We start from the raw sequence: 26,278 nt of genomic DNA on the forward strand, positions 1-26,278 counted from the left end.
GGGAGAATCCTGCGCTCCCCGGCCCACCCCACATGACTGGCGCGGCCCGCGTACTCATCCCCCACGGCGCGGGCCGCGCCACCCCACGTGAGCAGGCCGAACGACCCCAGGCGAGCTAGGAGAGGGCATGTCCCCGCGGACGAACGACGGCGAACCGGAGCCCCAGCAGTCGGCCTCCGTCCGACCGGTGCCGGAACCGGACCGCCCGACCCCCGAGGCCGACGACCCCGGGGCGCCCCCCGCGGCCGCGCAGGCCCCACCGGAGCCCCCTGAGCCCACCCCGCCACCCGCTCCGACGAAACCCGAGGCAGAGGCCGCGGCCGGGTCCGGTCGGTCGACCGCCGTGACCGGGGACGGAGCGGTGGAGGACGGGGCCGGGGGGTCCTCTGTCGGTGAAGGGGTCGGGGAGCGGGACGGGGGCGGCGGTCTTGTCGTCGGGGACGAGCGGGTCGCCGCCGTGCGTCGGGTGGGGGCCGCCGGCCGACGCTGGCGGAGCGTCCAGCTGGGCGCCTGCGCCGCCATGCTGGCCGTGGCGCTCACCGCCGGGGCGGTCGCGCTCGGGGCGGTGCGGGACGGCCAGGACGTGCCCGTGTCCACTGCGGCGGCGGTCTCCCCGGGGCTGCTCGCCGGTGGGGACCTGGACGCGAGCATCACCGCGCTCCAGGCCCATCTCCGCGCGCAGCCGCGGGACTTCGGCGGCTGGGCCACCCTCGGACTGGCCTATGTCGAGCAGGCCCGCACCAAGGGCGACCCCTCCCGCTACCCCCAGGCCGAGCAGGCCCTGAAGCGCTCCCTCTCGCTGCGCTCCGACAACGACCAGGCGCTGGCCGGCCGGGCCGCCCTGGCCGCCGCCCGGCACGACTTCGCGAACGCCCTGGACCTGGCCGACCAGGCGCTGCGGCTCAACCCCTACAACGAGCGCGCCCTCTGCTCCCGTATCGACGCCCTCGTCGAACTCGGCCGCTACGCCGACGCCGAGGAGGCGGCCCGGACGGCCGACGAACGGCGGCCGGGCGTGCCGGTGTTCACCCGCTACGCCTATGTGCACGAACTGCGCGGCGACGTCACCACCGCTCGCCGGGTCCTTGAGCGGGCGCTCGCCGCGTCGACCTCACCCGGCGACATCGCCTACGTCGCCGCCCAGCTCGGCCAACTGGCCTGGAACCAGGGCGACTACACGACCGCGCTCACCCACTACGCCCGCGCGCTCGCCGCCGACGAGAACTACCTCCCCGCGCTGGAGGGCCGCGCACGCGCCCAGGCCGCGAGCGGACGACAGGCCGAGGCCATCGAGGGGCTGGAGCTCATCGTCGCCCGCTTTCCGCTGCCCGGACCACTGGTGGAGCTCGGCGAGCTGTACGAGGCCCGGGGCGGCGAGGGCGACAGGGCGAAGGCGGAGAACCAGTACGCCCTGGTGGACGCCTGGACGGCGATCGCCCGCGCCAACGGCGTCAACGCCGACCTCGACACCGCGCTCGCCGCCGCCGATCACGGCGACCGGGCGACGGCCCTGCGCGCGGCCCGCGACGACTGGTCCCGCCGGCACACCGTGCACACGGCGGACGCCCTCGCCTGGGCGCTGCACGTCAACGGCAAGGACGCCGAGGCCCTCCCCTACGCCCGGCAGGCCACCGCCACCGGCTACCGCAACGCGTCCTTCCTCTACCACCGCGGGGTGATCGAGAGGGCCACGGGCCACCCCGCCGACGCCCGTACCCACCTCGCCGCCGCCCTGAAGCTGAACCCCGGCTTCTCCCCGCCGGGTGCCCGCGAGGCCCGTAGGGCTCTCGAGACCCTGGAGGCGAGCAAGTGATCTCCCGTCGTCTGCTGGCCTCCTGCGCGGCCGTGTTCACGGCCGGCTGCGCGCTCGCGCTGGTCCCTTCCGCCGACGCGAGCGCGCACCCCCTCGGCAACTTCACCGTCAACCGCTACGACGGTCTCGTCGCCGCCCCCGGACAGCTCCGGGTCGACCACGTGGAGGACCTCGCCGAGATCCCGGCGACCCAGGCGAAGCCGGACATCGAACGGCTCGGGATGACCGGGTGGGCGCGGCAGCGCTGCGCGGCGGCCGCGACCGGCAGCCGCCTGACCGTGGACGGCCGGGCCGTCCCCCTCGCGGCCGGCGCCGCCGAGGCGGTCGTACGGCCCGGTCAGGCGGGCCTCGACACGTTGCGCGTGAAGTGCGCGCTGACGGCGCCGCTGCCCACCGGGTCCGGCGCGGACGGCCTCTCCCTCACCTTCCACAGCGAGGGCGCATCCTCCGGGCCCGGCTGGCGCGAGATCACCGCGCGCGGAGACCGGATGACCCTGGCCGACTCCGATGTGCCGGCGACGTCGGTCTCGTCGGAACTGACCGCCTATCCGCAGGAGTTGCTCTCCTCACCCGCGGACACCTCGACCGCGTCGGTGCGGGTGCGGCCCGGTGGCCCGGCCCTCGTCGAGACGGACCGGGACGCGCCGGCCGCGTCCGTGCTGCCGCGCGGCGCCGACCGCTGGACGCGGGCCCTGGACGATCTGGTCGCCCGGCAGGACCTCACCGTCGGCTTCGCCGCGCTGGCCCTGGTGATCGCCGTCGGGCTCGGCGCGCTGCACGCGGTCGCGCCGGGCCACGGCAAGACCATCATGGCCGCGACGGCCGCGGCACGCGGCGGCCGGGCCCGGATGAAGGACGTCCTTCCCCTGGCCGCCTCGGTCACCGTCACGCACACCCTGGGCGTCGTCGCCCTCGGGCTGCTCGTCACCGCCGGATCGGCCGCGGCGCCTGCGGTGATCGCCTGGCTGGGCCTGGCGAGCGGCGCGCTGGTGCTGTTCGCGGGCGCGACCCTCGTCCGCCGGGCCTGGCGCGGCCGGGGTCCCGGCGATCCCCACGCACATCCCCACCCCCACCCGCACCCCCACGGCGGGCATCCGCACCCGCACCCACCGGCGAAATCGCCCGGCCGTCAACTCGCCCTCGTCGGCGCCCCCACCCCGCACACCCATGCCCATCACGACCCGGGGCACGACCACGGGCACGACCACGGGCACCTTCACGACCACGACGGCCACCGCGATCACGAGCACGAGGACCGTCAGGATCACGAGCACGGTCGGGATCACGAGCACGGTCACGAGCACGCCGGCGCCCACACGCACACCCACGGCGGGCACACCCACACCCACGCCGTCGCCCCCACGCTGCGCGGCACCCTGCTGCTCGGCTTCGCCGGCGGCATGGTCCCCAGTCCGTCCGCCGTGGTCGTGCTGGTCGGCGCGGCGGCGCTCGGACACGCCTGGTTCGGGCTGCTGCTCGTCGTCGCGTACGGCGTCGGGCTCGCGCTGACCCTGACCGCCGCCGGCTTCGCCGTCGTCCGGCTGGGCGCGGGCGCGACCCGCCTGCTGGACCGGCGGCCGCGCTGGACGACCCGTCCGGTGGTGACGCTGGCCCGCCGCAACCTGCCCCTGTGGTCCGCGTTCCTGGTCGTCGTCCTCGGCGCCGGACTGGTGTTCAAGGGGGCCGCATCCGTACTGGGCTGAGCTACGTTTGTGGGGTTGCGGAGGTTTTCGCCCGGATACGAAGAGCGAAATGGGGGCGCGGTGTCCGAAGAACCGGGCAGTGAACGTCTGATCGCGGGCCGCTACCGGCTGCTGACCCCGCTGGGCGAGGGCGGCATGGGCACGGTGTGGCGGGCCCGTGACGAGGTGCTGCACCGCGAGGTCGCCGTCAAGGAGGTGCGTGCGCCGCACGGACTGGCGGCCTCGGACGTCGAGCGGATGTACGCGCGGCTGGAGCGCGAGGCCTGGGCCGCGGCCCGGGTCGCGAACCGGAACGTGGTCACGGTGTACGACGTCGCCACGCAGGACGGGCGGCCGTGGGTCGTCATGGAGATCGTGCACGGGATCTCCCTCGCCGAACTGCTGGACGCCGAGGGTCCGCTCGAACCGGCGCGGGCCGCGTACATCGGCGCCGAGGTGCTGTCCGCGCTGCGGGCCGCGCACGAGGCCGGTGTGCTGCACCGGGACGTGAAGCCGGCGAACGTGCTGATGTCGAACGACGGCCGGGTCGTGCTCACCGACTTCGGCATCGCGACCGTCGAGGGCACCTCCGCGCTGACGATGACCGGCGAGGTCATCGGCTCCCCCGAGTTCCTCGCGCCGGAGCGGGCGCTGGGGCGCACGCCGGGGCCCGAGTCGGACCTGTGGTCGCTGGGCGTGCTGCTGTACGCGGCGGTGGAGGGCAACTCCCCCTTCCGCCACGACACTCCGCTGAGCACCCTGCGCGCGATCGTGGACGAGGAGCTGCCGCCGCCGTACCGGGCCGGGCCGCTCGCGCCCGTGATCGAGGGCCTGCTGCGCAAGGACCCGGCCGAGCGGCTGCCGGCCGACCGCGCCGAGCACGATCTGCGGCTCGTCGCCGCGGGCGGTGCCCCGCGCGGTGACACGCCGCGCCCGACGCCACCGGCGCCGTTCGCGCCGTATCCGCCGACGGTCTCGACGCCGGCCGAGCCGTTCCGCCAGGAGCCGACGGCCTCGACCCCGGCCCGGTCCTGGCAGGCCGCGCCGGCGACGACGGGCCGTTCGGCGGAGCCGGAGCGGAGCCGGCGGGCCGGGGTGGTGCTCGTGACCGGTGTGGTGGTGCTGGCGCTGGCCGTCGCCGGGCTGACGTACGGGCTGCTGAACCGCGACGACGGCGACGACGACGCCGCCGGTGGCGGGGTCACCAACAGCGCTCCGGATGTGGTGAGTTCGCCCGCGACGCAGCCGGAGCAGAGCGAGGACACCGGCGAGTCGCCCGGTCCGAGCCCGAGCGAGAGCGAGAGTGCGAAGGCCCCGGCGCAGACCGTCTCGGTCACCGTCGCGGGCTCGCACACGGAGTACTCGGGCAGCTGTCCGCCGCCGGACGCCGGCGCGCCCGCCTTCACCGCGACGATCACGGTGGGGCGGCTGCCGGCGACGGTGTCGTACCGCTGGGTGTCGAAGGACGGTGAGCTCTCCGGGCAGACCTGGAAGACGCTCGAGTTCCCCTCGGGCGGCGGGAAGTCGCAGCGGGACAAGGTGATCGTGTCGACGTACGCCGAGAGCGGGACGTACCAGAACTCGATCTCCGTCGAGGTCCGGGATCCGGTGCGGACGACGTCCGACCCGGTGCCGTTCTCGGTCACCTGCGAGACGGAGACCCCGACGGACGGGGCCTCCCCCTCACCTTCTGCCTCGGAGTGACGGATCAGGCGGCGCTGTTCAGGACCGGCAGGTAGCCACCCGACTGGCCGGACGCGGTCGGGTGGTACGACTCGCCGATGTTCAGCCAGTTGAGGCTGTGCAGCCAGGAGCTGCCGGAGCAGATCTCGTGGCCGGTGAACGGGGTGCGGACGTCGCCGAAGACGAAGCCGTGGGCGGCGGCGCGCCGGGCGGTCGCGGCGTCGAGGTAGTCGGCGGCGTTGTTGATGGCGGAGCGTTTGGTCTCGGACAGGCCCAGGCAGACCGTGCCGAGCTTGTAGAAACGGGGGTAGCCGATGACGACGACACGCGCGTTGGGCGCCTTGGCGCGGATCGCGGAGTAGACGGTGTCGAGCCTGCCGGGGAGCGTCGAGTCGACGTAGGCCCTGGCCGTGTTGATGCGGGACAGACAGGTGCTGTCGGAGCCGGTGACGCAGGTCGTCATGACGTCGGCGAAGCCCGCGTCGTTGCCTCCGACGGTGATGGACACCAGACCGGTCGAGGAGTTCAGGCCGCCGAGCTGACCCGCCAGAACTTCATCCGTTCGCGCGCCGGAACAAGCCGCGAAGGTGAACGACGACGGGGCGTGGGCGGCGTTCCAGAGGTACGGGTACGCCTTGGTGCTGCGCTTGCAGTTGCCGCTCGAGCTGATGTAGCTGCCCGCGCCGACACCGGAGGAGTAGGAGTCCCCCAGCGCCACATAGCCGCCGGTGGCGGCGAGTTGGGCGCCCTGCGCCGAGGCCGCCCCGGTGAGGGCGGTGCCGAGGGCGAGGAGGACTGAGCTGACGAATACGACAAGTCGGGAACGTCTCATGGAACCTCCCTTAGCAGGATCTCTGCCACAACGTTCGTAGCAACTACGCGTGTTGACGGGAAGTGTCCATGCCAAGACTTTCTGGTTCCTGACGGGATCTTCCACCCCCCTTTGTGGGGCTGATGTTGCGTGGTCATGTCAAGGTTGTTGACAACCCCACAACTCCCTTGTTCCACCCCCGTGGACGGCCGAGGCTTTACCTCGGCCGCGAACGGAACGCGACGTTCGAGGCCGTGTGCGCAACCGCGCGCACTCCCCCACAGCCGCGCGCCGACCCGGGCGCGGGCTGCCCAGAGGAGGACTCCCTCGTCATGGCACAACTGCGTAGCAACAAGGCCCGTCTGACCGCCGCCGTCACCGTGGCCGCCGCCGCCCTCGTCGGCGGGTTCACCGCGCTCCCCGCCCAGGCGGCACCGGCCGAGGGCACGGTCCTCGCGGCCGACTCCCCCACAGCCGTCCAGGACAGCTACATCGTGACCCTGAAGTCGCAGGCCGGCTTCAAGGCGTCCTCGGCCACCGGCAAGAACCTCGTCAAGGGGTACGGCGGCACCGTCGAGAAGACGTTCGGCTCCGCGCTGAACGGCTACACCGCCCACCTCTCCGCCGCCGAGGCGCGGAGACTGGCCGCGGACCCGGCGGTGGCCGCTGTCGAGCAGAACCAGACCGTCCGGGTGACCGACACGACACAGTCGAGCGCCCCCTGGGGCCTGGACCGCATCGACCAGACCTCGCTCCCGCTGTCCGGCACGTACACCTACCCGGACAGCGCGGGCAGCGGCGTCACCGCCTACGTCATCGACACCGGCGTGCGGATCACCCACTCCCAGATCAGCGGCCGGGCCTCCTACGGCTACGACGCCGTCGACGGCGACACCACCGCCTCCGACGGCAACGGTCACGGCACCCACGTGGCCACGACGATCGCGGGCTCGACCTACGGCGTCGCCAAGAAGGCGAAGATCGTGGCGGTGCGGGTGCTCGACAACGCCGGATCCGGCACCACCGCGGGGGTCATCGCGGGCATCGACTGGGTCACGAACAACCACTCGGGCCCCTCGGTCGCCAACCTCTCGCTCGGCGGCGGCGCGTCCAGCACACTGGACACGGCGGTGCGCAACTCGATAGCCAGCGGTGTCACCTACGCCGTGGCGGCGGGCAACAGCAGCGCCAACGCCTCCTCCTACTCCCCGGCCCGTGTCACCCAGGCCATCACCGTCGGCGCCACCACCAGCACCGACGCCAGGGCCAGCTACTCCAACTACGGCTCGGTGCTGGACATCTTCGCCCCCGGCTCCTCCATCACCGCGGGCTGGTACACCAGCGACACCGCCACCAACACGATCTCCGGCACGTCGATGGCGACCCCGCACGTCGCGGGCGCGGCCGCGGTCTACCTGGCGGGCCACACCTCGGCCACCCCGGCCCAGGTGGCCACGGCCCTGGTGAACGGCGCGACCTCGAACGCGGTCACCGGCCCGGGCACCGGCTCACCGAACAAGCTCCTCAAGATCGCCCCGTGACGCGAGCGGTGCCGCCCCGGGCGGCACCGGCCCCTGCGGCGCTGATCTGAACCACCGTTCCCCGGAGGCCTCCCGGCCTCCGGGGAACACTTCTGTCCATTTCCGTGACTATTTCCGCATCAAATGCTTTCGACGTGACGCAATACTCTGTAACGGTCAAAAGAACAAAAAGGTAAGCAGGCCATCAAGGGCTTGCCATCCGGGCGTAATTGTCAATACCGTCATACATCTCACTCGCATCGGACCGTCGGCAACGGCTCCAGGGGAGGGCTCAGGGACCGCGGCGGTATCGGGGCGGGAGCGCGGTAGGGGGGTGCCGAGCTCGGTGACCGCACTGGTGACCGGGCCGTGCCGCGCGGTCGGCTGCCGTCCTTCGACGGTGGCCGGTCAGTTCTGCCAGCTCACCCGTGTCTGCGCGGAGATCACTCCGCCATGGGTGAGAAACCCCCCTTTCGAACCGGACGTGGATTCCGGGCCGCCCAGGGGCGGGCGGCCCACCGGACGAGAGGGACCAGAGTCATGAGTTCCGTTCTTCAACCGGCAGCTTCGGGCCAGGATCTCGAAAGCCCGTCGACCGTCGGCACCTACCGGCCCATCTCCTCCCATCTGGCCATCACGCCACCGGTGAGCGTGGTCATCCCCGCGATGAACGAGGCCGAGAACCTCCCGTACGTCTTCCGGACCCTGCCGGACTGGATCCACGAGGTGGTCCTGGTCGACGGCAACTCCACCGACGACACCGTGCGGGTCGCGCGCGAACTGTGGCCCGGGGTCAAGGTCGTCGGACAGCGGGGCCGGGGCAAGGGCGACGCCCTGATCACCGGCTTCGAGGCGTGCAGCGGCGACATCATCGTGATGGTCGACGCGGACGGCTCGGCCGACGGCAACGAGATCGTGTCGTACGTCTCCGCCCTCGTCTCCGGCGCGGACTTCGCCAAGGGCTCCCGCTTCGCCAACGGCGGCGGCACCGACGACATGACCTTCGTCCGCAAGCTCGGCAACCGGGTCCTGTGCGCCCTCGTCAACGGCAAGTTCGGCGCCCGCTACACCGACCTGTGCTACGGCTACAACGCGTTCTGGCGGCACTGCCTGGACAAGATCGAACTGGACTGCACCGGCTTCGAGGTGGAGACCCTGATGAACATCCGGGTCGTCAAGGCGGGCCTGAGGGTGCAGGAGATCCCCAGCCACGAGTACCTGCGCATCCACGGCGTCAGCAATCTGCGCGCCGTCCGCGACGGGCTGCGCGTGCTGCGGGTGATCCTCCGGGAGCGGTCCGACCGGCGTGCCCGGCACCGGGCGGAGCGCCGCTCGCCGATGCTCGACTCGGTCCGGGGAGAGGCGTCTTGAGCACGATCGACGTCTCGGTCGTCATCTGCGCGTACACCGAGGACCGCTGGGCGGACATCCTCGCGGCGGTCGCCTCGGTGCGGGCGCAGACCCACCCGGCCCTGGAGACCCTGCTCGTCGTCGACCACCACCCGACGCTCCTGGAGCGGCTGAGGAGCGAGTACAAGGAGACCGACGGGGTGCGGGTGCTGCCCAACGCGGGGCCGCGCGGGCTGTCGGCCGGCCGCAACACCGGCATCGCCGCCTCCCGGGGCGAGGTCGTCGCCTTCCTCGACGACGACGCCGTGGCCGAACGGGACTGGCTGCGCCGGTTCGCCGACCCGTACTCCGACCCCCGGGTCCTGGCCGTGGGCGGCCGGGCGGTGCCCGTCTGGTCCTCCGGGCGGCGACCCGACTGGTTCCCCGAGGAGTTCGACTGGGTGGTGGGCTGCTCCTACCGGGGCCTGCCGCCCGGCCGGGTCCGGGTGCGCAACATCCTCGGCGGGAACGCCTCCTTCCGGCGTACCGCGTTCGACTTCGTGGGCGGCTTCGCCACCGGCATCGGACGCGACGGCGGCGAACGCCCGATGGGCGGCGAGGAGACGGATCTGTGCATCCGGCTCAGCCGCGCGAGACCCGACGCGATCCTGCTGATGGACGACCGCGCGGTGATCCACCACAAGGTGCCCGAGGCGCGCGAGCACTTCGGGTACTTCCGCACGCGCACCTACGCCGAGGGCCTGTCCAAGGCGCTCGTCGCACGCAGCGTCGGGGCCGGCAAGGGGCTGGAGTCCGAACGCCGGTACGCCACCCGGGTGTTGCCCGCCGGCGTGGTCCGCGGCCTGCGCGACCAGCTGCTGGCCCGGCGCGGCGGGGCCCGGCGGGCGGCCGCGATCGTCGCCGGGGTGCTCGCCGCGGCCGGCGGGTACGTGGTGGGCAGCGCGCGGGCACGCCGGGCGGGGACGACGTTCGCGGTGGTGCCGATCCCGGTGGACCGGGTGGAGCGGGCCGCGTGACGGGGGCGCGCGTGCCGATCCTCATGTACCACGCCGTGGCCGCCGACCCCAACGACACCACCCGCGCCCTCTCGGTGACGCCCGCGGCGTTCGCCGAGCAGATGGCGGTGCTCGCGGACCGGGGCCGCACCCCGCTCACCACCGCCGATCTGGCGGCCCGTTGGCGGTCCGGCCGACCGCTGCCGGCCCGACCGGTCCTGATCACCTTCGACGACGGCTACGAGGGCGTGCACCGGCACGCCCTCCCGGCGCTGGCCCGGCACGGCTTCCCGGCCACGCTCTTCGTCACCACCGGCTGGATCCGGGGCGCGCACGACACCGGAGGCGGCCTCGACACCATGCTGGACTGGCGGCAGGTGCGCGGACTGGCGGACCACGGCGTGGAGATCGGCGGCCACAGCCACAGCCATCCGCAGCTCGACCAGCTCGACGACGCCCGGCTGCGCGCCGAGCTGACCCGTTGCCGTGACATCGTCGCCGCCGAACTGGGCTCCCCGCCCGGGTCGTTCGCCTATCCATACGGCTACTCCAGCCGCCGGGTGCGCACGGCGGTCCGCGGACACGGGTTCGCCCAGGCGCTCGCCGTGGGCAACGGCCTCGCCCGCCGCGACCAGGGACCGTACGCCCTGCGGCGGGTGACGGTGCGGCGGACCACCGGCACCGAGGAGTTCGAACGGCTCGTCGACGGCCGGGCCATCGGCCGGACGTTCGCGAGGGACCGGGCGCTCACCCGGGGGTACGCGCTGGTCCGGCGGACCCGCGGGCTGTGGCGGATCGTCTGAGGGGTGGCCCCGGCCGGGCCGGTCGGGGCCACCCCCGCACGGCGGGACCGGTGCCGGCGACCGGCCCGGCCGACACACCGGGCGCACCTCGGGCCCTGCGGAAACCGGGTGCGGGCGACGCTCTTGTGCCGGATCATGGCGGCATGTCCGTACCCCCGCACGACGCACTGCCGATCCGGCTCAACGTCGACGACTCCGACTCCCCCGCCGATGTCGTCGACGCGCTGTTCCTCGGCCGCTTCGCGACGGGCGAGCAGCCGTACTCGCACGCGGTGAACATCGACCGCGTGCGCTCCGGCGCGACCCTTCTTCCGCCGCACGCCCGCGTGCTGCGCGTCGCCCGCGACGAGGACCGCAGCGCCACCCTGGCCGAGGGTGACGGCTGGACGCTGCTGGCCTCCCGCTGGAACCGCGGGGCCGACGTCACGGTCACCGCGACCACCGCCGAACTCGCCGCGCAGGTGCTCGACCAGGCCACCGACGGGGCGGCGGACGAGCCCGAGCCGCAGCCGGAGAACGTGACCATGGGTTTCTGGTACGTCTCCCCGCGGCGCGGCCCGCACCGCACCACCCGGCAGATCTCCGCGGGCACCTGGGACGAGGTGCGCCCCAACTACACGACCCCCGTCGCCGAGGCGATGGACCAGCTGATGGGGACGACCCCGCAGGACATCGCCGGCCGGCTGCTCCTGCTGCACGGTCCGCCCGGCACCGGCAAGACCTCGGCGCTGCGCACCCTGGCCCGCTCCTGGCGGGAGTGGTGCCAGGTGGACTGCGTCCTGGACCCCGAGCGGCTCTTCTCCGACGTCGGCTATCTGATGGACATCGCCATAGGCGAGGAGGACGGCACCGGCAAGGGCCGCTGGCGGCTGCTGCTCCTGGAGGACTGCGACGAACTGATCCGCGGCGAGGCCAAGCACACGGCCGGCCAGGCTTTGTCCCGGCTGCTGAACCTCACCGACGGCCTCCTCGGCCAGGGCCGCAACGTCCTGGTCGGGGTCACCACCAACGAGGACCTGGAGCGTCTGCACCCCGCCGTCGTCCGCCCCGGCCGCTGTCTGGCCCGTATCGAGGTCGGCCCGCTGACCCGCCGGGAGGCCGTGGACTGGCTCGGTACGGAGGAGGGCGTCGGCCGCGAGGGCTCGACGCTGGCGGAGCTGTACGCACTGCGCCGGGGCACCTCGCCGACCTCGCTGCCGGAACCGCGGGGGCGATCGGACGCGGGACTGTACCTCTAGGTGTTCTGATGGAGGTATGACGCTGTACGTCGGCACGTCCGGCTGGCAGTACCGGGACTGGAAGGGCCTGCTGTACCCGGCCGACGTCCCCGTGCGGCGGTGGCTGGAGGAGTACGCCGGGCAATTCGCCACCGTCGAGGTCAACAACGCCTTCTACCGGCTTCCGTCGCGGGAGACCTTCGCGTCCTGGGCCGAGCGGGTCCCGCCGGACTTCGTGGTCGCGGTGAAGGCGAGCCGCTATCTGACCCACGTCAAGCGGCTGAAGGAGCCCGAGGAGCCGGTCCGCCGCCTGATGACCCACGCGGCCGGCCTCGGCGACCGCCTCGGCCCGGTGCTGCTCCAGCTGCCTCCGACCCTGCGGGCCGACGCCGGGCTCCTGGACGCCTGTCTGTCCTGCTTCCCGCCGGGCACGCGCGTCGCGGTCGAGCCACGGCACGAGTCGTGGTGGACGCCCGACGTGCGGGACGTCCTGCGGGCCCGGGGCGCTGCCCTGTGCTGGGCGGACGTCCACGCGCGGCCGGTCACCCCGCTGTGGCGCACGGCGGACTGGGGGTACGTCCGCTTCCACGAGGGCCGTGCCCGTCCCTGGCCGCACTACGGCCGCCGCGCCCTGGAGACCTGGCTGGACCGCATCGCGACGACCTGGGCGGCCGAGGACGGCGACGACGTCTACGCCTACTTCAACAACGATCCCGGCGGCGCGGCGGTGGAGAACGCGGCGCTGTTCGGGCGGACGGCGCGGCGGGCGGGGCTGAGCGTGACCCGCACACCGGGGGCCCTCACCACACACCGCTGACCCCCACCGGCAGGACACGCAGCACACCGCTGACCCCCACCGGGGGCCCTCACCGCACCCCACCGACTCCCACCGGCGCGCCTCGCCGCACACCGGTGACCTCCACGGATCACCGCTCGTACGCCGCCCGCAGGGCATCCCGTACGGCGGCGGCCGCCTGTTCCTCGCTGAGTCCCAGGCGCAGCACCCGCTCGGCGTAGGCCTGCGCGGCACCCGCCGCCTCCCGCTCCGCCGCCGGTCCGGCCGCCGCGACGAACGTGCCGTTGCGCCCCCGGGTCTCGATCACCCCGTCCCCCTCCAGCGCCCGGTACGCCTTGGCGACGGTGTTCGCGGCGAGGCCGAGCGACTCGGCGAGCCCCCGCACCGTCGGCAACCGGTACCCGACCGGCAGCGCTCCCGACCGCGCCTGCTCGGCGATCTGCGCCCGCACCTGCTCGTAGGGCGCGGCACTCTCATCGATGTGGATCTTCAAGGTCACGGGCCGATTGTCCCGCACCCGGCGGGGAACGGGAGGGCGGGCCGAGCCGAAAATGGGAGGCAGCACGGCGCGGCCCGGCCGTAGCGTGCGCTCACATGACCGTCATCGTGCGCGACCTGCGTCCCGGGACTCCCGCCGACATCGAGGGCTTCATCCGGGTCCGGCACCGCGCCCTGCCCTATGTGCTGTTCAGCCCGGCCTCCGTGCTGCACGGCCTGTCGCTGTCGCGGCCCGACGTCCACGCCCGCAAGCTGGTGGCCGTGGCGGACGGCGAGATCATCGGCACGGCCCAGGTGGGCCTCGTCCAGGACAGTCCGGAGCCCGGCCAGGGGTCCCTCAACGTGTACGTGGACCCGGCGCACGCCGGGCGCGGCGCGGGCACCCTGCTGGTCCGCACCGCCGAGGAGCATCTGGCCGTCCACGGGGCGGTGAAGCTGTTCGCCTGGGTCCTGGACGAGCCGGCCCACCGCGCCTTCGCCGAACGGCACGGCTACCGGCCGAGCCGCTCCGCGCACTTCCTCCGCCTGGACCTGGGCGGCGCCTCGCTGCCACCGCTCCAGGACCCTCCGCCCGGCGTCGAGCTGCGCACCGCCGCCGACTTCGCCGACGACCCGCGCCCGCTGTTCGCCCTGGACGCGGAGGCGGGCTCGGACGAACCCGGCGACATCGCCGTCGCGCTGACGGACTACGCGGCCTGGGTCGCGGAGTACTGGGAGCATCCGCATCTGGACCGCGAGCTGACCTCGGTCGCCGTGGCCGACGGCCGTCCCGTCGCCTTCAGCGTGGCGCACACCCACGACGGCCTGTACACCACGGGCATGACCGGCACCGCCCGCGCCCACCGCGGCCGGGGCCTGGCCAAGCTCGTCAAGAACGACTCGCTGCACCGGGCCCGCGCCGCGGGGTACGCGCAGGCCTGGACGGGCAACGACGCGGACAACGGGCCGATGCTCACGATCAACAAGTGGTTCGGATACGAGATCTGCGCGACGGAGGTGCGGCATGTCCGTGAACTGGGCTGAGCCGACGGGTTCGGTGGAGGTCGTCCTCGTCAAGGGCGGCCGGACGAAGATCCGTTACGCGGCCGGGCTGTTGTCCGACGACGGCACCCGGATCGCCGTGCGCGCCCCCTGGGCGGGTGACGCCGTACGCGACTTCGGCTTCGTCCGCTTCGAGGCGGGTGACGTCTTCACCGAGTACTACTGGCGGGACCGCTGGTACGCGGTGAAGGAGGTCCGCGACGCGACGGGCGCCCTGAAGGGCTGGTACTGCGACATCACCCGCCCGGCCACGCTGTCCGGCGGTGAACTGGTCGTCGAGGACCTCGACCTGGATTTGTGGCGCTCCGCCGACGGCACGGACGTACGGCGACTGGACGAGGACGAGTTCGAGGAGAGCGGGCTCGCGGAGCGGGACCCGGCGGCCGCGGCCGCCGCGGTGTCCGCCCTCGACGCACTGGAGGCGCTGGCCGGCGTCGAGGGCGGCCTGGAGTCGCTGCTGGAGTGAGCGGCCACCCGGTCAGCGGGACCCACAGGGCGGTGAGCCGGTCCGCCGGCATGAAGCGCCGCTCGCCCACCGGTGCCGCCGCGTCACCGAGGAGGAACACCGCGCCACGCCCGGCGGGCTCGGCGCGGGCCAGCTCGACCATGACCGGGGGCAGCTCTACCCCGTCACCTGGAGCAGTCGGTTCGTCACTCTTTTTCCGCATGTGCCCAAGAGTGACACCCACCACTGACAAGCGAATCGTGACAGTCGCCACTGACAGAAGGGGGGCCGATGAGGAACTCTCCCCCAAAGGGTCTACCTCCGTGAGAACGCGGAACCCGGTAGCTCCTGAAGGAGGCAGCCATGCGCCGTACGACCGTGCAGAAGCCCCTGAAGAAGACGGACTCCCGCCGGATCCGTGACGAGGTGGAGGAACGGCCCGCAGGGCGCCCCGAGGTGCGCAAGGACATCGCACGCACCTGGTGGCCGGACGGCTGAGCGACGGCGCGCTCCGTACGGCCTCTCCCGATCCGGCCTCTCCCGGCCTGCCCCCTCCCGGCCTGCCTCTTTCGGTCGGTCCGGCCGCTCTCGGTCGGTCCGGCCCGCATTCAGTCCAGCCGCTTGCGGTAGTGGACGCGGTCGTAGGGCCCGTCCACGCGCCGCTCCACGAGCACGTAGCCGTACTTCGGGTAGATCTTCCGGTTCTCCCACATCATCGCGTTCGTGCAGAGCCTCACCTCGGACAGGCCCAGCGCACGCGCGTGCGCGTCCACGAAATGCAGCAGCCGCCGCCCGACGCCCCTTCCGTGGGCGTCGGGGCGGACGGCGACGCTGTCGACGTAGAGGTGGTCGGTGAACGCCTCGACCACCACCAGACCGGCCACCCCGCCGCCACCGGGCGGCTCGTCGGTCACGAACACCTTCCCCGCGGCCACATCGGCCGCGTGGTCCGCCTCCATGGGCCGCGGAACCTGCCCGATGCGCTCGATGTACGGCGTGTACGCCGCGTCCGTCACGGCCTTCACGGCCGGCACGTCGGCCGCCGTGGCGGGCCGGATCCCCTCGCTCGTCATGCCCTGGACGTTACCTACCTGATCCCAGTCTCAGCGCTTCCTTAAGGCGACCCTAAAGATCGCCGCGGACCGTCCCGAGCAGCCGATTTCGCGGTTTCTTGGTTCCGGCACACATCAGGCCACCACCTGTTCCGGTTCCGAGGAGTTCCCCCATGCCCGCACGCCGCAAGGCCGCCGCCGTCGCCTCCGTCGCCTCCGTCGGACTGATCCCGGCGGCCCTGACCCTGCTGTCCGCGGCGCCCGCGGCCGCGCACGGGTCGATGGGCGATCCGGTCAGCCGGGTCGCCCAGTGCTACGCGGAAGGCCCGGAGAGCCCGAAGTCGGCCGCGTGCCGGGCCGCGGTCGCGGCGGGCGGCACGCAGGCGCTGTACGACTGGAACGGCATCCGCATCGGCGACGCGAACGGCCGCCACCAGGAGCTGATCCCGGACGGCAAGCTGTGCAGCGCGAACAACGAGGAGTTCAAGGGGCTGGACCTGGCCCGCGCCGACTGGCCGGCGACGAGCGTCGGCAGCGGCTCGTACACCTTCAAGTACCGCGTGACCGCCCCGCACAAGGGCACCTTCAAGGTCTACCTCACCAAGGCGGGCTACGACCCCGCCGGGCCGCTGGCCTGGTCGGACCTCGACCTGGAACACCCGGTGGCGACGGCCACCGACCCGGTCGCCTCGGGCGGCTTCTACACCTTCTCCGGGACCCTGCCCGAGCGTTCCGGCAAGCAGCTGCTGTACGCGATCTGGCAGCGCTCGGACAGCCCGGAGGCGTTCTACTCCTGCTCGGACGTCACCTTCCCCGGCACGGACACCGGGGCGGGAGCGGGGACCGGGACCGGTGCCGCGCCGTCCGCCTCCGCGCCCTCCGAGGAGCAGATCGAGGACGGTGCCGACAAGTCGACGATCGAGCACCACGGTCACGGGGACGACGACGCCACCACGACGACGGACCCCACGGACGGTCCGACGACCGATCCGACCACCGGGCCGGCCGCGGCGACGGAGCCGTCCGCCACGGCCGGGGCGGCCGGGACGGCCGGGACGGCCGGGGCGGCCAACGAGCCGAGGGCGGCCGGTGCCGGATCGGGATCGGGCAAGAGCCTCGCCGAGACCGGCGGCGACGGCAGCGCCCCCTACCTCGCGGTGGGCGGCGCGGCCGTCCTGGCGCTGGGCGCGGCGCTGTTGTTCGGCTCGGTGCGCAGGCGGGCGGTGAGCGGCGGGCGGCACGGCCGCTGAGCCGTCGCCACCCCCTCGGAACTCCGGGGCCTGACCGGCGGCTCAGGTCGGACAGGCCCCGGCGGAACATCTCGCGCGGACCAGTCAGCTCGTCAGCTGTTCAGCTCGTCAGCTCGTCAGCTGAAGACGGACGCGCAGGTGGTGGCGGTGGCGTGGGCCGGGTCGAGCGCGTTGGCCACCTCGTGGAAGGCGAGCCGGTCGAACAGACCGATCGCCAGGTGCTCGGAGAGGTCCAGCGGGCACAGGTCCTGGAGCAGGACGTTGCGCACGTCGGATCCGCTGAGGTACTGGGTGCGCCACGGTGTGACGACCTCGTCGTACTTGGTGGCGATGACGGTGTAGCGGACGCCCGCGACGGTGTCGCCGCCCGCGTTGAGCTTGGTCAGGAAGGCCGATCCGGCGACCTGGTCGGCGAGGCCGGGCGTGGCGGCCGAGAGCAGGTCCTCGGCGCCCGGGAAGTAGGGCAGCAGGTTGGCGAGTCCGCTCAGTGTGGTGCCGTGGTTGTCGGGGGCGATGCCGACGAGCGCGTTGACCTTGGCGGCTCCGCCGAGGAACTTCAGGTAGTAGCGCGGCATCATGCCGCCCTGTGAGTGGCCGACGAGGTCGGCCTCGGCGGCGCCGGTCGCGGCGAGCACCTTGTCGACGAAGGCGGACAGCTGCGCGGCCGACCTGTCGATGGGGCCGAGGCCGTTGAAGAGCGGGACGCCCGGCAGTTGGCCGTAGTCGACGGAGAAGACGCAGTAGCCCCGGACCGTGAGGTAGGGGGCGAGGGCCAGCCAGTTGTCGATCGAGTTGCCGAAGGTGCCGTGCACGAGGACGACGGGCCGGGGGTGGGCGGCGGAGGGCTTGCAGCGGTAGTCGTTCCAGCCACTCGACGAAGCGGTGGCGGTGGCTGTGCCGGTGGCGGTGGCGGTGGAGTCGGCGTGAGCTGCGGTGGCGGGGACGGTGACGGCCGCGGCGGCCAGCAGCAGTGCGGCGAGCGGTCTGAGCGCGCGTTTCCAGGGCAGCATCGGGTGATCTCCTTGCGGCTCAAGGGAGGTGCGATGGCCTTACGCCCTGTGACCCGGATCACGAGGATGCTGTTCACTCGTCAAGTTACGGGCGAGTAGCTGAACTGTGAAGTTACGCGTCGGTAAAAACTTCCAGTGGTAGCCACCGCCGACCGGGATCACTGATATGCCGTCACCAAGTGGGCCTGACGGGGCCATCGGGGGCAATGCGTGACAACTGGTCGCGCAGAACGCGCACTTCCGCCTCGCCGAGCACGGCGGCCCACGCCCGCACCGCCTCGGCGGCCGCCTCCTCCGCCGCCCTGGTGCACTCCCAGCCGCGCTCGGTGAGCACGATCAGCCGGGCCCGCGCGTCCTCGGGATGCGGCCGGCGCTCGACATACCCCTTCCGCACGAGCTCCTCGACGAGCTGACTCGCCGCCTGCTTGGTGACCCCGAGATGGACACCCAGCTCGGTGACCGTGGCACCGGCCGGCGCCAGCCGGGTGAAGGCGAAGCCGTGGGCGGGCCGCACCTCGAACCCGCGGGCGACCACGCCGTCGTTGATGCGCTGGGTGAGGTCTCCCGCGGCGGCGAGCAGCGCGGCGCTCAGGGCAAGGGCTTCGTGGTTGTGCACCTCCGCATTGAAACATCCTTGACAGGTTGGTCAAGCAGCTTGACCATAGAGGCATATAGTCAAGGAGCTTGACCACTTCTGGAACGCCCGGCACTGCGGCGACGTCCGGCAGAGCCCGCAGAGCCCGCAGAGCCCGCGGACAGCCGCCGAACCCGACAGGAGACACCCATGCCCGTCATCCGCTCGTCCGACGCCGTCACCCACGAGATCCACGGCGCCCGCTTCGTCTCGTACGCCACACCCCGTACCGGCAGCAGGGAACTGTGCGCCTGGCGGGGCGAGATCCCCGCCGGGACGAAGGCTCCCGCGCACACGGTCGACCGGGAGGAGATCTTCCATCTGCTCGTCGGCGAGCTGATCCTGACGCTCGACGGCCACGCCGAGCGGATCAGGGCCGGCGACACGGTGATCGTCAATCCGGGGGCGACCCTGGCCGTCGAGAACCCGACGGATCACACCGCGCTCTCCTGGGTCACCACCTCCATCGGCCTGGAGGCGGTACTGGCCGACGGGACCCGGATCACTCCCCCGTGGGCCAACTGATCCCGTCCCGGCCGCCGTTCCCTCACGCCGCCAGCGTCCCGGGCTTCACCGCCCCCGGCCCGAACTTCGCCCGCACCCGGTCGGCCACCTCCTCGATCCGGCGGACCTTCTCGTCCACGGGGTCGAAGGTGAGCTGGTGGGAGGCCTGGTCGGCGGGGCCGAGGGCCTCGGCGCGCAGGGCGATCGCGCGGACCCGGGCACGCTGGAGACCGAGCGCCTCGTACAGGCCGTACGCCGTCCTCGTCAGGGCCGCCGAGTGCGCGGTCGGCTCCGCGAGGGTGCGGCTGCGGGTGGTGGACGAACGGTCGGCGTAGCGCACGGTGAGGGTCAGGGTGCGGCAGACCTTCTCCACCGCCCGCAGCCGGGCGCCCAGTTCCCCGGCGGCGGAGAGGAGCGCGCGACGATGCCGGTCGGGGTCCAGCTCGTCGCGCCCGAAGGGGCGCTCGGTGGCCAGTGACCGGGACACCGCGTTCGGGACGACCCGGCCGCGGTCGACGCCGTTCGCCTTCTCGTGCAGTTCCCGGCCCGCCCTCGCGCCGACCAGGCGCTGGAGCGTGGACAGGGGCGCGGCGGCGACCCGGCCGAGGGTGTCGAGGCCGTACTCGCACAGGGTGCGGGCGGTCGCCGTGCCGACACCGGGCAGCGCGACGACGGGCTTCGCGGCGAGGAACTCCCGTTCTCCGCCCTCGGGGACCGCGCACGTCACCCCGGGCCGGGCGGACCGCAGCGCCATACGGGCCGCCATCGGGCCGGGGCCCGCGCCGATCACGCAGTCGATCCCGTGCAGGGCGAGCGCGCGCACCCTGATCACCGACGCCAGTTCGACGGCGTCGCGCCCGAAGTACCGTTCGGCGCCGCGCAGATCGGCCAGCGCCCCGTCCGGCGGCAACGCCTCGACGACCGGCGTGAACTCCTCCAGCAGCCCGAGCAGCGCCGGCAGGGCCGCCTCGTCCGCCGAAGACAGCTGGAAACGTACGCAGAGGATGGTCATCCCGCACTCCCCGGACTCTGGTGCCACAACTTCCTTCCCACCGCGGGCCCTTCACCCGCGGGGCGCAGATCGGCCCAGGGGTGCATCTCGTACCCCGTGGGCATGCGGATGCGGCGCTGCTCCCGCGCGTCCCGGGCGGCCGAGCCCGCCGGTGCGGGCAGTCCGTCCGAACCCGCGAGCCGCCTGCGCGCCGGGCCGTCGCCGTCGGCGCCCCCGTCAGGGACGGCCGTGTCAGGATCGCCCGCGTCCGGGGCGCCCCCGTCCCGGGCAGCGCCGGAGTCGGCCAGCCGGGCCGCGACCCCCTCCAGCCCCTCCTCCCGGCGCACTTCCAGCAGTTCGGCGAGGTTCCAGGCGGCGGCGCCCACCACGCTGAGGCTGCGCGGGCCGCGGCGCTGCACCACCCCGCGCACCAGCAGCAGCCAGGAGTGGAAGACAGTGTGCGCGCAGGCGTCGTGGGAGTCGTCGAAGAAGGCGAGGTCGACCAGGCCGGTGCCGTCGTCCAGGGTGGTGAAGATGACCCGTTTGCCGGACCGGATCGGCGGGGTCTGGGTGGCCGCCTTGGCGCCCGCCACGAGGACCGTCTCGCCGTGCCGGGTCTCGCGCAGCCGGCGCGCCGACAGCACGCCCAGTTCGTCGAGGAAGCCGCGGTGGTCGTCCATCAGGTGGCGCGAGGTGTCCATGGACAGCACGCCCAGTTCGGCGCTGAGCTTCTCGGCGGAGGACAGGTCCGGCAGTCCGGCGGGGACGGTCTTCCGCCCGCCCGCCAGCGGCAGCTGGCCACCGCCCGCGCCCCGGGCGCCCCGGTGCAGTTCGGTCAGGTGCAGCTGGAGATCACGCCGGTTGGCGCCGAACGCGTCCAGCGCGCCGACCTGCGCGAGCCGCGCGGCGAGCGGACGGCTGGGCCGGGCCCGTTCCCAGAAGTCCAGCAGCGAGGCGTACGGCTGCCCGTCCGCGATCCGTGCGGCCTCGGCCTCGGTGATGCCGTACACGTCGGAGAGGGCGAGCCGCAGCCCCCAGGTCCCCGGACTCCCGGAAGATTCCCCTGAATCAGACACCAGTTCGATACGGTGGGCGACCGCGGACCTGTTCACGTCCAGCGGCAGCACCGGCACCCCTCGCCGCCGCGCGTCCGCCAGCAGCAGCCGCTTCGGGTACATCCCGGGGTCATGGGTGAGCAGCCCGGCATAGAAGGCGGCCGGGTGGTGCGCCTTCAGCCACGCCGACTGGTACGTCGGCACGGCGAAGGCGACCGCGTGCGCCTTGCAGAAGCCGTACGAGCCGAAGGCCTCGACGATCTCCCAGGTCCGCTGAATCGTTTCTGCGTCATATCCGCGGGCCGCCGCGTGCTGGGCGAACCACACCTTGATCCGCCCCTGCGACTCCGGGTCCGACAGCCCCCGCCTGACCCGGTCCGCCTCACCGCGCCCGCAGCCGGTCATGATGGCGACGATGTCGATGATCTGCTCGTGGAAGACGACGACCCCGTAGGTGTCCCGCAGCGGCTCCTCCAGGTCGGGATGCGGATACCGGACCGGCGCCCGCCCGTGCCGGGCCTCGATGAACGGCCGCACCATGTCGGCGGCGACCGGACCGGGCCGGAAGAGGGAGATGTCGACCACGAGGTCGTGGAAGGTGGCCGGCTGGAGCCGCCCCACCAGGTCCCGCTGCCCCGGCGACTCGATCTGGAAGCACCCCAGCGTCTCGGTGGACCGGACCAGCCGGTACGTCGCCGGGTCGCCGCCCTTCAGCGTGTCCAGGTCGATCCGCTCCCCCGTCGCCCGCTCCACCTCGCCCACCGCGTGCGCCATCGCCGACTGCATCCGCACGCCCAGCACGTCCAGCTTGAGCAGCCCGAGGTCCTCGACGTCGTCCTTGTCGAACTGGGCCATGGGGAGCCCTTCGCCGCTGGTCGGCATGACCGGCGTACGGGAGAGCAGGGAGGCGTCGGAGAGGAGCACCCCGCACGGGTGCATGGCGACTCCGCGCGGGAGGGCGTCGAGGGCCTCGACCAGTTCCCACAGCCGCCCGTACCGCTCCTTCTCGCCCGCCAGCGAACGGAGTTCGGGCAGTTCCTCCAGCGCCGTCCGGGCGTCGCGCGCCCGGATGTGCGGGAAGGACTTGGCGATGCGGTCGATGTCGGCCGGGTCCATGGACAGGGCCGCGCCGACGTCCCGGACGGCATGACGGACCCGGTACGTCTCCGGCATCGCGACCGTCGCGACCCGCTCGGTGCCGAACCGGCCGATGATCGCCCGGTAGACCTCCAGCCGGCGCGCGGACTCCACGTCGATGTCGATGTCGGGCAGCACGACCCGCTCCTTGGACAGGAAGCGCTCCATCAGCAGCCCGTGCTCGACCGGGTCGGCGTTGGCGATGCCGAGCAGGTGGTTCACCAGCGACCCGGCGCCGGAGCCGCGGGCCGCGACCCGGATGCCCATCCCCCGCACGTCGTCCACGACCTGGGCGACCGTCAGGAAGTACGAGGCGAAGCCGTGGTGGGCGATGATGTCCAGTTCGCGGTGCATCCGCTCCCAGTAGGCGTGCTTCCCGGCGTGGCCGCGCAGCACCATCCCGGCCGCGGCCCGGGAGGCCAGCGTCCGCTGGGCGGTGCGGCGGCCCGCGCCGACGAGGTGCGGCTCGGGGAAGTGGACGGTGCCCATGCCGAGGTCGTCCTCGGGGTCGACCAGGCACTCGGCGGCCGCCGCCCGCGTCTGTTCCAGCAGGTGGTGCGCGGTGTCGCGCCGGTAGCCCGCCGCCTCGACGATCCGCTCGGCCACGCGCAGCATCGCGCCGGCGTCCTTGAGCCAGGCCTCCCCCGGGTCCAGCCCCTTCGCAGGATCCACCGGGACCAGCCGCCGGGCGGCGTCCAGGACGTCCGCGACCGGGCCCTGACCGGGATCGGCGTACCGGACGGCGTTGCTGAGGACGGGCCGGATCCGCTGTTCGGCGGCGAAGCCGACGGTGCGCGCGGCCAGCCGCAGGGAACCGGGTCCGGTACCGGCGAGCCCGTGCCAGACGGCCTCCAGCCGCAGGGCGTCGCCGTACACCTCCCGCCAGGGGGTGAGGAGCTTCGCCGCGCGGTCCGGCCGGCCCGCGGCGAGTGCGCGGCCGACGTCGGAGGCGGGGCCCAGCAGGACGGTCAGGCCGGCGCCGTGGTTCCCGTCCCAGGGCAGCGACGGGGTGCCCTCGCTCCGGTGCGCGGCCGTGACGATCCGGCACAGGTCGCCCCAGCCCCGGGCGCCGTCACGGGCGAGGAAGGTGACACGGGGGGTCGACTCGTCGATGAAGGCGCCGCCGCGCACGGGGGTGCGGCGCCTGTCCCGTCGTACGGACGCGTCGTCCTGCGGACGCTCCGGGGGCGTCACCGCCAGGTCCACTCCGAACAGTGGACGCACGCCCGCCTTCGCGCAGGCCTTGGCGAAGCGGACCGAGCCGGCGAGGGTGTCGCGGTCGGTGAGCGTGAGGGCGTCCATCCCCCGCTCCGAGGCGCGCTCGGCCAGCCGCTCCGGGTGCGAGGCGCCGTAGCGCAGGGAGAACCCGGAGACGGTGCGCAGATGCGTGAACCCTGGCATCCGCACCTCCATAATCGAACATCAGTTCCCAACTCTCCCACCCCCACCATAGACCAATTTCCGAACATCTGTACGACAGCCGTTCCGGCGCCTCCCACCTGCGGAAACACCCCGCGACCTGGGCTGCGCGGACATGACACCGAGGGGCTCCGGCCTCCACCGCCCTCCCCCGGGCGGGCCGGGAAACGCGCGCCGCGCGGACACCGTCGGCCGCACCACCCCCGGTGCACCGGCCACGCGCGAGGTCCCGCCCCCTCGCACGCCTGAGGTCCCGCCCCCTCGCACGCGGGGCGGGACCTCGAATCGCTCGGCGGGTCGCTACGGGACGATCAGCCGATCTGCGTCCCCGTCGCCGACAGCGCCTCGGTCACCGGCTGGAAGAACGTCTCCCCGCCGGAGGTGCAGTCGCCGCTGCCGCCCGAGGTCAGGCCGACCGCGCTGCTGCCCGAGAAGAGGGAGCCGCCGCTGTCGCCGGGCTCGGCGCAGACGTCGGTCTGGATGAGGCCGTTGACGATGTCGCCGTTGCCGTAGTTCACCGTGGCGTCCAGGCCGGTGACCGTGCCGGAGTGCACCTGGGTGGTCGAGCCGCTGCGGGTGACCTTCATGCCGACGGTGGCCTCGGCGGCGCCGGTGATCTGCTGGGCCGAGCCGTTGTAGAGGTCCACCTCGCTCGGGTGGTCGACCTCGGCGGTGTACTTCACCAGGCCGTAGTCGTTGTCCGGGAAGCTGGACACCTCGTTGGCGCCGATCTCGGTGCCGGAGGAGTCCGACCAGGTGGAGATGGCGTCGGTGCAGTGCCCGGCGGTCAGGAAGTACGGCTCGCCCCCCTTGACCACGTTGAAGCCCAGGGAGCACCGGCCGGTGCCGCCGGTGATGGCGTCACCGCCGGCGATGAAGGGCTTGAACTCCCCCTTGGTGCGCTGGAGTTCGGCGACCTGGCCGAGCCCGTCGACGACCTTGGTGAGCTTGGCCCACTCGGCGTCGGAGACGGTGCGGTCGGCGGTGACGACGACCTTGTTGGTGGTCGGGTCGGTCACCCAGGCGGTGCCCGGGACGGACGCGTCCGCCGTGAGCTTCGTACGGGCGCCGGCCAGCTCGGCGAGGGAGTTCTCGACGATTCTGGCCTTGGCGCCGGCCGCCTCGACGGTCTTCGCGGCGGCCGCGTCGAGGACGTTCACCACGAGGCTCTTGCTCTGCGCGTCGTAGTACGTGCCCGCCGCGTCGGCGCCGAGGTCCTGGCCGAGCGTCGAGGCGAGCTTTCCGGCCGCGAGGGCCGAGAGGGGGGCGGGCTGCGAGGTCTTCGCAGGCTCACTGGCGTTCGCAGTCTGGAAGGTGACTCCGGCCGCGACGAGCGCGGTGATGCCCGCGCCCGTCATGACCATCCGCCGCCCGGGTATGCGTCGGTGCTTCAACTCGCGTCCTCCTGTGGGGGGTCGGCCCGGGCGGTGATGGGGACGGCTCCGGGCCGGAAGGCTGGTTGACGGGCGCTCACTCTTCCGAACCGCACAGGGAGCACACAAGGTCGACTTCAGGACGCGCACAGGGTGAACACCGCGCGCCCCCCGCGCCTTCACCTCGCCGGGGAGCCCCTGGCCACCACAGGAAAATTCGCACTGCAAACGCTACGCGTGAGTAACCACTTACGCGGGGGTGAGGTCTAGTCCTGGCCGGAACCCGACTGCGCCGCGGGCGGCGGAGGTGGGGAAGCCGTCGGGGGTGTGGAGGACGTCGGGGGAAGCGGTTGCTGCTGCTGGGCGCGCTCCAGGAACCGCAGCAGCTCCACCGGGAACGGCAGCACCAGGGTGGAGTTCTTCTCGGCGGCGACCGCCACCACCGTCTGGAGCAGCCGCAGCTGGAGCGCGGCGGGCTGCTCGGACATCTCCTTCGCCGCCTCGGCGAGCTTCTTCGACGCCTGGAGCTCGGCGTCGGCATTGATGATCCGGGCCCGCCGCTCACGGTCGGCCTCGGCCTGCCGGGCCATCGAGCGCTTCATCGTCTCGGGCAGGGAGACGTCCTTGATCTCCACCCGGTCGATGGTGACGCCCCACTCCACCGCCGGGCTGTCGATCATCAACTCCAGCCCCTGGTTGAGCTTTTCGCGGTCGGACAGCAGATCGTCCAGGTCGCTCTTGCCGATGATGGACCGCAGGGAGGTCTGCGCCATCTGCGAGACGGCGAACCGGTAGTCCTCCACCCGCACGACCGCCTCGGCCGGCGAGGTCACCTTGAAGTAGACGACGGCGTCCACGCGGACGGTGACGTTGTCCCGGGTGATGCCCTCCTGCCCGGGCACCGGCATCGTGACGATCTGCATGTTGACCTTCCGGAGCCGGTCGACACCCGGAAGGATCAGGGTGAGCCCGGGGCCGCGCACCTCGGGCCGGAGCTTCCCGAGCCGCAGGACCACGCCCCGCTCGTACTGCTTGAGGACCCGCGCCGCCGCCGCCACGTACACCGCTCCGGCGGACACCAGCGCGACGCCCGCCACCACCAGCTCCTCGACCATTGCCGGCCCCCAGGGGTCCAGAGCACCGCCCGCGCATCACTGCCTGTACCTCGACGGTAGCCCCGTACGCCGGGCAAGGGCGAG

At 73.1% G+C, this 26,278-nt stretch carries 23 protein-coding genes; 14 read left to right on the top strand and 9 right to left on the bottom strand.

Annotated elements, in window-relative coordinates; all coding sequences use genetic code 11:
• Positions 1 to 127: 127 nt before the first annotated feature.
• Genes AOQ37_RS25140 through AOQ37_RS25150 form a run of 3 tightly spaced genes read left to right on the top strand, consistent with a single transcriptional unit; the run spans position 128 to position 5,199 of the window.
• The gene (locus AOQ37_RS25140; protein ID WP_062647093.1) at positions 128 to 1,813 is read left to right on the top strand and encodes a tetratricopeptide repeat protein; all 1,686 of its coding nucleotides are present in this window, start codon (positions 128 to 130) and stop codon (positions 1,811 to 1,813) included.
• Complete coding sequence (locus tag AOQ37_RS25145) at positions 1,810 to 3,516, top strand: sulfite exporter TauE/SafE family protein (protein WP_062647095.1); 1,707 nt, start codon at positions 1,810 to 1,812, stop codon at positions 3,514 to 3,516. Before AOQ37_RS25140 ends, AOQ37_RS25145 begins: the two co-directional genes overlap by 4 nt.
• A 60-nt stretch (positions 3,517 to 3,576) precedes the next feature.
• Positions 3,577 to 5,199: a serine/threonine-protein kinase gene (locus AOQ37_RS25150; protein ID WP_062647097.1), complete on the top strand. Its 1,623-nt coding sequence runs from the start codon at positions 3,577 to 3,579 to the stop codon at positions 5,197 to 5,199.
• A 4-nt stretch (positions 5,200 to 5,203) separates the two neighbouring features.
• Here the strand turns inward: AOQ37_RS25150 and AOQ37_RS25155 are convergent, their stop codons facing one another.
• Complete coding sequence (locus AOQ37_RS25155) at positions 5,204 to 6,010, bottom strand: SGNH/GDSL hydrolase family protein (protein WP_062647099.1); 807 nt, start codon at positions 6,008 to 6,010, stop codon at positions 5,204 to 5,206.
• A gap of 311 nt (positions 6,011 to 6,321) precedes the next feature.
• Here AOQ37_RS25155 and AOQ37_RS25160 point away from each other — a divergent pair, with 311 nt between their 5' ends.
• From AOQ37_RS25160 to AOQ37_RS25185, 6 genes are all read left to right on the top strand, one after another.
• Positions 6,322 to 7,530 carry a S8 family peptidase gene (locus tag AOQ37_RS25160; protein WP_062647100.1) on the top strand — a complete coding sequence of 403 codons (1,209 nt, stop codon included), beginning with the start codon at positions 6,322 to 6,324 and terminating at the stop codon, positions 7,528 to 7,530.
• Between the two features lie 519 nt (positions 7,531 to 8,049).
• The gene (locus AOQ37_RS25165) at positions 8,050 to 8,880 is read left to right on the top strand and encodes a glycosyltransferase family 2 protein (protein WP_062647102.1); all 831 of its coding nucleotides are present in this window, start codon (positions 8,050 to 8,052) and stop codon (positions 8,878 to 8,880) included.
• Positions 8,877 to 9,875, top strand: coding sequence for a glycosyltransferase family 2 protein (locus AOQ37_RS25170; RefSeq protein ID WP_062647104.1), 999 nt, complete (start codon positions 8,877 to 8,879; stop codon positions 9,873 to 9,875). Before AOQ37_RS25165 ends, AOQ37_RS25170 begins: the two co-directional genes overlap by 4 nt.
• Complete coding sequence (locus tag AOQ37_RS25175) at positions 9,872 to 10,657, top strand: polysaccharide deacetylase family protein (protein WP_374701541.1); 786 nt, start codon at positions 9,872 to 9,874, stop codon at positions 10,655 to 10,657. The genes AOQ37_RS25170 and AOQ37_RS25175 overlap by 4 nt, the downstream gene beginning before the upstream one ends.
• Before the next feature lie 143 nt (positions 10,658 to 10,800).
• Positions 10,801 to 11,895, top strand: coding sequence for a DUF5925 domain-containing protein (locus tag AOQ37_RS25180; protein ID WP_062647105.1), 1,095 nt, complete (start codon positions 10,801 to 10,803; stop codon positions 11,893 to 11,895).
• Positions 11,896 to 11,911: 16 nt separating this feature from the next.
• Entirely contained in the window at positions 11,912 to 12,691 is a 780-nt protein-coding gene (locus AOQ37_RS25185) for a DUF72 domain-containing protein (protein ID WP_062647107.1), read from the top strand.
• A 109-nt stretch (positions 12,692 to 12,800) separates the two neighbouring features.
• Here the strand turns inward: AOQ37_RS25185 and AOQ37_RS25190 are convergent, their stop codons facing one another.
• On the bottom strand, positions 12,801 to 13,169 hold the full coding sequence (locus AOQ37_RS25190; protein WP_062647109.1) for a GntR family transcriptional regulator: 369 nt from the start codon (positions 13,167 to 13,169) through the stop codon (positions 12,801 to 12,803).
• Between the two features lie 95 nt (positions 13,170 to 13,264).
• On the opposite strand from AOQ37_RS25190, the gene AOQ37_RS25195 reads away from it, so the two are divergent.
• From AOQ37_RS25195 to AOQ37_RS41880, 3 genes are all read left to right on the top strand, one after another.
• On the top strand, positions 13,265 to 14,191 hold the full coding sequence (locus tag AOQ37_RS25195; RefSeq protein WP_062647110.1) for a GNAT family N-acetyltransferase: 927 nt from the start codon (positions 13,265 to 13,267) through the stop codon (positions 14,189 to 14,191).
• Positions 14,172 to 14,675, top strand: a complete 504-nt coding sequence (locus AOQ37_RS25200; protein WP_062647246.1) for a ribonuclease FAU-1 family protein — start codon at positions 14,172 to 14,174, stop codon at positions 14,673 to 14,675. The genes AOQ37_RS25195 and AOQ37_RS25200 overlap by 20 nt, the downstream gene beginning before the upstream one ends.
• 342 nt (positions 14,676 to 15,017) lie before the next feature.
• Positions 15,018 to 15,152: a hypothetical protein gene (locus tag AOQ37_RS41880; protein WP_107085289.1), complete on the top strand. Its 135-nt coding sequence runs from the start codon at positions 15,018 to 15,020 to the stop codon at positions 15,150 to 15,152.
• Between the two features lie 110 nt (positions 15,153 to 15,262).
• Here AOQ37_RS41880 and AOQ37_RS25205 read toward each other — a convergent pair whose 3' ends face one another.
• Positions 15,263 to 15,727, bottom strand: a complete 465-nt coding sequence (locus tag AOQ37_RS25205; RefSeq protein WP_062647112.1) for a GNAT family N-acetyltransferase — start codon at positions 15,725 to 15,727, stop codon at positions 15,263 to 15,265.
• Positions 15,728 to 15,879: 152 nt separating this feature from the next.
• On the opposite strand from AOQ37_RS25205, the gene AOQ37_RS25210 reads away from it, so the two are divergent.
• On the top strand, positions 15,880 to 16,956 hold the full coding sequence (locus AOQ37_RS25210) for a lytic polysaccharide monooxygenase auxiliary activity family 9 protein (RefSeq protein WP_062647114.1): 1,077 nt from the start codon (positions 15,880 to 15,882) through the stop codon (positions 16,954 to 16,956).
• Positions 16,957 to 17,072: 116 nt separating this feature from the next.
• On the opposite strand, the gene AOQ37_RS25215 is transcribed toward AOQ37_RS25210, so the two are convergent.
• Complete coding sequence (locus AOQ37_RS25215; RefSeq protein WP_062647116.1) at positions 17,073 to 17,966, bottom strand: esterase/lipase family protein; 894 nt, start codon at positions 17,964 to 17,966, stop codon at positions 17,073 to 17,075.
• 172 nt (positions 17,967 to 18,138) lie between these two features.
• Complete coding sequence (locus tag AOQ37_RS25220) at positions 18,139 to 18,582, bottom strand: MarR family winged helix-turn-helix transcriptional regulator (protein WP_062647118.1); 444 nt, start codon at positions 18,580 to 18,582, stop codon at positions 18,139 to 18,141.
• Between the two features lie 168 nt (positions 18,583 to 18,750).
• Here AOQ37_RS25220 and AOQ37_RS25225 point away from each other — a divergent pair, with 168 nt between their 5' ends.
• Entirely contained in the window at positions 18,751 to 19,125 is a 375-nt protein-coding gene (locus tag AOQ37_RS25225) for a cupin domain-containing protein (RefSeq protein WP_062647119.1), read from the top strand.
• A gap of 22 nt (positions 19,126 to 19,147) precedes the next feature.
• Here the strand turns inward: AOQ37_RS25225 and AOQ37_RS25230 are convergent, their stop codons facing one another.
• The 4 genes from AOQ37_RS25230 to AOQ37_RS25245 form a co-directional block, all read right to left on the bottom strand.
• Positions 19,148 to 20,116, bottom strand: coding sequence for a DNA polymerase Y family protein (locus AOQ37_RS25230; protein WP_062647121.1), 969 nt, complete (start codon positions 20,114 to 20,116; stop codon positions 19,148 to 19,150).
• Positions 20,113 to 23,688 (bottom strand): DNA polymerase III subunit alpha, encoded by a 3,576-nt coding sequence (locus AOQ37_RS25235; protein WP_062647248.1) that lies wholly within the window; start codon positions 23,686 to 23,688, stop codon positions 20,113 to 20,115. The genes AOQ37_RS25230 and AOQ37_RS25235 overlap by 4 nt, the downstream gene beginning before the upstream one ends.
• A 329-nt stretch (positions 23,689 to 24,017) precedes the next feature.
• Positions 24,018 to 25,100, bottom strand: coding sequence for a S1 family peptidase (locus tag AOQ37_RS25240; RefSeq protein WP_062647123.1), 1,083 nt, complete (start codon positions 25,098 to 25,100; stop codon positions 24,018 to 24,020).
• Positions 25,101 to 25,345: 245 nt separating this feature from the next.
• Positions 25,346 to 26,194 (bottom strand): slipin family protein, encoded by an 849-nt coding sequence (locus AOQ37_RS25245; protein ID WP_062647124.1) that lies wholly within the window; start codon positions 26,192 to 26,194, stop codon positions 25,346 to 25,348.
• Positions 26,195 to 26,278 lie beyond the last annotated feature (84 nt).

It is taken from the genome of Streptomyces maremycinicus (assembly GCF_001184025.1).
GTDB classification, from domain to species: domain Bacteria; phylum Actinomycetota; class Actinomycetes; order Streptomycetales; family Streptomycetaceae; genus Streptomyces; species Streptomyces maremycinicus.

What these genes read in the sequence shown, in the direction of transcription:
- AOQ37_RS25140 (WP_062647093.1), top strand. Translation starts at nt 128, where the DNA reads ATGTCCCCGCGGACGAACGACGGCGAACCGGAGCCCCAGCAGTCGGCC.
- AOQ37_RS25155 (WP_062647099.1), bottom strand. Translation starts at nt 6,010, where the DNA reads ATGAGACGTTCCCGACTTGTCGTATTCGTCAGCTCAGTCCTCCTCGCC.
- AOQ37_RS25160 (WP_062647100.1), top strand. Translation starts at nt 6,322, where the DNA reads ATGGCACAACTGCGTAGCAACAAGGCCCGTCTGACCGCCGCCGTCACC.
- AOQ37_RS25165 (WP_062647102.1), top strand. Translation starts at nt 8,050, where the DNA reads ATGAGTTCCGTTCTTCAACCGGCAGCTTCGGGCCAGGATCTCGAAAGC.
- AOQ37_RS25180 (WP_062647105.1), top strand. Translation starts at nt 10,801, where the DNA reads ATGTCCGTACCCCCGCACGACGCACTGCCGATCCGGCTCAACGTCGAC.
- AOQ37_RS25185 (WP_062647107.1), top strand. Translation starts at nt 11,912, where the DNA reads ATGACGCTGTACGTCGGCACGTCCGGCTGGCAGTACCGGGACTGGAAG.
- AOQ37_RS25195 (WP_062647110.1), top strand. Translation starts at nt 13,265, where the DNA reads ATGACCGTCATCGTGCGCGACCTGCGTCCCGGGACTCCCGCCGACATC.
- AOQ37_RS25200 (WP_062647246.1), top strand. Translation starts at nt 14,172, where the DNA reads ATGTCCGTGAACTGGGCTGAGCCGACGGGTTCGGTGGAGGTCGTCCTC.
- AOQ37_RS41880 (WP_107085289.1), top strand. Translation starts at nt 15,018, where the DNA reads ATGCGCCGTACGACCGTGCAGAAGCCCCTGAAGAAGACGGACTCCCGC.
- AOQ37_RS25205 (WP_062647112.1), bottom strand. Translation starts at nt 15,727, where the DNA reads ATGACGAGCGAGGGGATCCGGCCCGCCACGGCGGCCGACGTGCCGGCC.
- AOQ37_RS25210 (WP_062647114.1), top strand. Translation starts at nt 15,880, where the DNA reads ATGCCCGCACGCCGCAAGGCCGCCGCCGTCGCCTCCGTCGCCTCCGTC.
- AOQ37_RS25215 (WP_062647116.1), bottom strand. Translation starts at nt 17,966, where the DNA reads ATGCTGCCCTGGAAACGCGCGCTCAGACCGCTCGCCGCACTGCTGCTG.
- AOQ37_RS25225 (WP_062647119.1), top strand. Translation starts at nt 18,751, where the DNA reads ATGCCCGTCATCCGCTCGTCCGACGCCGTCACCCACGAGATCCACGGC.
- AOQ37_RS25230 (WP_062647121.1), bottom strand. Translation starts at nt 20,116, where the DNA reads ATGACCATCCTCTGCGTACGTTTCCAGCTGTCTTCGGCGGACGAGGCG.
- AOQ37_RS25235 (WP_062647248.1), bottom strand. Translation starts at nt 23,688, where the DNA reads ATGCCAGGGTTCACGCATCTGCGCACCGTCTCCGGGTTCTCCCTGCGC.
- AOQ37_RS25245 (WP_062647124.1), bottom strand. Translation starts at nt 26,194, where the DNA reads ATGGTCGAGGAGCTGGTGGTGGCGGGCGTCGCGCTGGTGTCCGCCGGA.